This window comes from Microcystis sp. M49636_WE2 (assembly GCF_030065375.1).
In the GTDB taxonomy this organism is placed as follows: Bacteria; Cyanobacteriota; Cyanobacteriia; order Cyanobacteriales; family Microcystaceae; genus Microcystis; species Microcystis aeruginosa_C.
Map to the genome: position 1 here is coordinate 1 of NZ_JASJFG010000034.1, position 4,898 is coordinate 4,898.

The 4,898-nt window shown below is 42.5% G+C and carries 6 protein-coding genes; all 6 read right to left on the bottom strand.

The genetic code is table 11. The features are described from left to right. On the bottom strand, positions 1 to 1,086 hold a 1,086-nt coding region (locus PX484_RS00660; RefSeq protein WP_288102656.1), incomplete at its 3' end, for an FAD-dependent oxidoreductase. A 6-nt stretch (positions 1,087 to 1,092) separates the two neighbouring features. After that, complete coding sequence (locus PX484_RS00665) at positions 1,093 to 1,428, bottom strand: zinc ribbon domain-containing protein (RefSeq protein WP_287767867.1); 336 nt, start codon at positions 1,426 to 1,428, stop codon at positions 1,093 to 1,095. 136 nt (positions 1,429 to 1,564) lie between these two features. Further along, positions 1,565 to 1,906 carry a DUF565 domain-containing protein gene (locus tag PX484_RS00670; protein ID WP_002753579.1) on the bottom strand — a complete coding sequence of 114 codons (342 nt, stop codon included), beginning with the start codon at positions 1,904 to 1,906 and terminating at the stop codon, positions 1,565 to 1,567. A gap of 2 nt (positions 1,907 to 1,908) precedes the next feature. Continuing rightward, entirely contained in the window at positions 1,909 to 2,520 is a 612-nt protein-coding gene (locus PX484_RS00675; RefSeq protein ID WP_002800798.1) for a DUF3611 family protein, read from the bottom strand. 74 nt (positions 2,521 to 2,594) lie between these two features. Next, positions 2,595 to 3,284: a J domain-containing protein gene (locus tag PX484_RS00680; RefSeq protein WP_287767855.1), complete on the bottom strand. Its 690-nt coding sequence runs from the start codon at positions 3,282 to 3,284 to the stop codon at positions 2,595 to 2,597. Between the two features lie 632 nt (positions 3,285 to 3,916). Further along, complete coding sequence (locus PX484_RS00685) at positions 3,917 to 4,681, bottom strand: PD-(D/E)XK nuclease family protein (protein WP_287670984.1); 765 nt, start codon at positions 4,679 to 4,681, stop codon at positions 3,917 to 3,919. Between the last annotated feature and the right edge of the window lie 217 nt (positions 4,682 to 4,898).

Sequence of the window (4,898 nt, forward strand, 5' to 3'; positions counted from 1 at the left end):
AATCACAATACGGGCGGCTGCATCGGCAGCATGGGTAAATTTCCAATCCATACAGATATCACCGGCCGCATAAATTTTCGGGTTAGTAGTTTGCAGATAATCATTAACTTTGACTCCCCGACGAGTATCGTATTCCACGGCCACCGCTTCTAAATTTAATCCTGACAGATTAGGCTCCCGGCCGGCAGCGACTAAAATCTCGTCAACGGTGATAGTTGCTCCTTGACCGTTGCTAGTATATTCAATGGTTTTACCCCGCTCATTTTTTCTCACCCGTTCAATTTGGCAAGAGAGAATTAACTGCATTCCTTCCCGCAGGAAAGTATTCTCAATAATTGCGGCTGCTTCTGGGTCTTCTTTATTCAAAAGATGGGAATGGTTATGAAATAAAATCACTTGCGTGCCTAACCGTTGAAAAGCTTGGGCTAATTCACAACCAATCGGCCCGCCACCGATAATAGCTAATCGAGGAGGTAATTCTGTGAGGGAAAAAATTGTTTCATTGGTATAAAATCCCGCTTCTTTTAGTCCGGGGATATCGGGATGAAAAGCCCTAGTACCAGTGGCAATGACGGCTTTTTTATAAGCGAGGGTTTTTCCCGCGACTTCCACGGCATTTTGTCCTAAAAAACGAGCGCTACCCAAGAAGACATCGATACCTAGTTTTTGGAAACGTTGCACCGAATCATGATGACTAATATCGGCGCGAATTTGCCGCATTCTGGTCATTACTCTGGCAAAATCTACCCTAGTATCCCCAATATCAATTCCTAATTTTTTGGCTTTCTCAATTTCCCCGATAATTCTAGAGGAACGAATCAGACATTTAGAAGGAATACAACCGAAATTGAGGCAATCTCCCCCCATTAAGTGTTTTTCCACTAAAGCCACTTTTAAACCTATATCTAAACCCGCCGCCCCCGCCGCTACGACTAAACCCGCAGTACCCGCACCGATGACGACTAAATCATAACAATCCTGGGGTTGTGGATTGACCCAATCGGCGGGATGAACATAATTAACTAATTTTTGATTATGTTCGTCCATGGGGAGAATATTAACTTCACTGGAGCTATTTTGAAACATAGTGAACTACCTCGACTCCCTAGGCGCAGTTGTCAAGACTTCGGAATTTACAGGGGAATGCGTCAAGACAGACTTACATCCACCTTTTTGACTTACTTCTCCTCTTTGAGCAGTGGTCTGAGTTCCTGAGACCAATAATTGTCTGATGCCTTCTGCTCTTATTTTTTTAGCTGCATTTTTGTCTCTATCGTCATGTGTACCATAGCTTGGACAAGTCCATTTTCTAACGTCTAATGGCATATCAGACATTTGATAGAGACAATAAGAATAGGTTTTAGAGCTAGGGAAAAATCTATCAATCTCCATCAATAAACCGCCTTTATTCTGTAGTTTATAGTCAATAAATTTACCTCTTGGCCAAGTTGGTAGAGCAAGTTTCTTGGTTCTATGTTAGTTGTTGTATTAATCGGACAAAACCTGATGAGACTTTCTCTGTCAACTCTTAAGGAGTTGTGCGTTTCATTTTTCAATTGGCGATTTAAGAGCCAATTTTAAAGGCTTCTAGAAATAAACTATAGGTGATACCAATTTTTAGTAAATTGAAAGATTCTCGCAGAATCGGTGCTGGTTTAGCCTGAGAACTTTTTCGATAAACAATCCGGCTAGTCGCCTCCGTAAACAGCAGCAATAAACCGGCAGCGGTGACATCCCATTGAGCAGTTTGACCAGCAGTAGTGACAATTGCTTGACCAGAAAAAACTCCAAATAAAACACAAATTATCTGGAGGGAAATCCGCCGCCAAGGATTACCAAAAAAGCTATTAAATCGACTGCTGGTGACATTAGCCAGCGTACTTAAACGGGTGCGTTGCATGGTCATATTTATTTAGAAGTAATACGATTAAGAAGCCACAAAGAGGTAACAATACCAGTAAAGTGAGCGAGAATTGTATTAGTATTAGCCTGCACAATTAACAGGTCAACAGAATTAACAAATTGACTGGGGTTAGAGGCAACATTAAAAGTACCTTGGGGAACATTGAGGGATTTAATTAAGACGATTCCCGCCAAGGCTTGCGCCCCCAAAATCGTTAAAAACATCCCGATAATATTAGCGATTAAACCCTGACGGATTAATTGAATAGTATCGGATTTTTTCGGGCGACTATCTTGATCACCCCTCAACATTTGACGGGCAATTTTCATGTAACGAGAGGAAAAGAAAATGGCAACCACCAAGAAACCAGCCCCACCAATGGCACATAAAACACCGATTTCAATACCGGAAGTGCGTTGTCTCGTCCCTAATAAACTAGCGGTAGCAATGAGTAATAAAACCCCTGAAATTACGCCTAGGACAATCTGTGTCCAAAAACCGATTCTTCCCTGACGTAAAAGGATATTAGCAGCCCGTTGGACGGCGGGAGGCAAGGAATAAAGATCAGAATCTCTCGGGGTGGATATATTGGTAATTTCTGATTGTTTGTCTCTCATCGGGGTTAAGCTAGGGATTGGGTAAATCTGGTCCTGATCTATTTTCGTCTTTTTTTTTGCCCATGGCTAGAGATTTAATTTTGGCACTGACTGGCTATCTGTTTAGCTTCTACCTGTAAACGCTGGGCCATACGAAACATTTCTTGACCGGTGTGGAGAGAGCGATCATCGTAGTTAAGGGTAAAGGTTTCTAATTCTTCTAGTCCGTCAGTGAGATGATTGAGACAGTAGTACACAGAGGCGGCCACTTTGGCCATTTTGGCAGGATTAGGCCGTTGGGAAAAGAGGGTTTTGGCTCGATCGAGATTTTGGCGACAGGTTTCTAGATAGTCTTGAAAAACAGCCATTAACTGATCATCGAAGGGATCCGCGGATAGGTGATCGATCTGACCTTTGAGGGGTCGGATAATTTGACCGATCAGGCGATTAATCGGGCTATAGGTCTGTTTATACCACTGTTTGACCAGGGCTTCGTCTTCCTGGACCGTTTCTTTGTAACGATGATAATTTGCTTGGGCGGTGGCGGTGCGTTGGGCGCGTTTTTCGGGAGAATTGGCGATTAGTTGGTTATCGTAGTCCTTTCTTAGTCTCGGATCGCTTAAAATCTCGTAGGCGGCGTTAATAGCGACGATTTTATCGTGACTGGCACTATCGTTTTGACTATCGGGGTGGAATTGTCTGGCTAAACGCCGATAGGCCCGTTTAATCTCGTCAGGGGTCGATTTATGGCTAATTTCTAAGGTTTGGTAGTGGTTGCCGGTCATGAGCGCAAGCGATCGATCTGTCTTTTATTATTATCGACTATGCTTAACGCGGCGGAGAAGGAGAATTGTCGAGAGTGGGAAAGTGGGGAGGTGGGGTGTGGGGTGTGGGGTGTGGGGTGTGGGAAGAATACATAAAAATAATCTCCTGTTTCCTGAATACTGACTTCTGACTCCCGACTTCTGACTTCTAACCCAATGTTCGCCAAAGATAAGCAAAAGTTATATATTGACCCCAAAAACTTGAGAATATTTAAATTAACATTCCGCAATATTTATAAATTCTTAAGAATTAATTGAGAAACATTTTTATTTAACAACGATTTTACAATGGTTACAGCGATTTGATAGAATTTCATAGTGGGTTATTCTGTGATTTTTTGGGTGGCAAGGGTTGAAACCCTTGCCACACCTACAAGGTAATCCTAATTAAGACGGGTAAATTAGTCAATTTCACCCACAACGATGATCTTTTTTTTGTGTAGTTTTATTACAAAGAAAAAGTTTTTTTGACAAAAAGCACAAAGTATGAATTATGAATTGGGGAGAAGGGAGGGGGAGAGGGGGAGAAGGGAGAATAAATAAAAATAATCTTCAGAATTCTGAATTGAGAATACTGACAAAATTGGCAATAATTAGACAAAAGGATTGATTTCAGGGATATGATCGATCGAGGGTAAGTCTATTTGGCCCGATCGCTCTTGTCTAAGATAATAGGGACAATGAAGCTGACAATCGGGACGATGGGGAAAATCGACTAAATCATTTTGGTATGCTGATAGATAGAGATCGAGATCCTTCAATAAACGGCGTAAATCCCGTCCTGTCCGTTGGTGTAGTTTGCGATTATATTTAAAAGTAATTTGTTCGGGGCTGCGGGGTAACTGCACAAACCAATAGGTCATCGATAAACTATCAAGAGGATAAGCAGAAGTTTCTGCCAACACATACAGATAAAGTCTCGTCTGCCAATTTTTGGCTAGTTTGTCGGCATCGATAGGTTTTAAGTAGGTTTTCCAGTCAAAAATTACCGCTCGATCGCTCTCTAGTAAAATTAAATCATAGATAACCGTTAATAAATAATTACCCACAGTTAAACTGCGACAATGTTCTGCTTCTCGATTAGCTTCTCCCGGATTTTGGGCAATTGCCGGGGCAGCCTTTAATAGGGCTGTTAAACAATGTTCTAACTGTTCATTTTCGCGTAATAGAGACGTGATTGGCAGCCCTAATTCCCGCTGCTGTAATAATAGGTGAAACTGACTGCCCCATTCTTGCCGCTGCAATTGCCCGGGGTCAGCCGGTGTGTTAAGTTGCTCTAGATAGACTTTTTGAAATCTCGGTGGACAGGTTTCCAATAGGTTTAAATGGCCCTGGGCAAGACGATAGATATTAGACATGATAACTAGATAGGTATTAAAAACTTTCAGATGCCCCCCTTATTAAGGGGGGATTAAGGGGGGATCGGCACCCCCATTATCAAGGGTAGATCCCCCCGCCTATCGGCACCCCCCTTATCAAGGGTAGATCCCCCCGCCTATCGGCACCCCCCTTATCAAGGGGGGCAGGGGGGATCGAACCTAAAATCCATTTTTAATTTAATTATAACCAGCTACT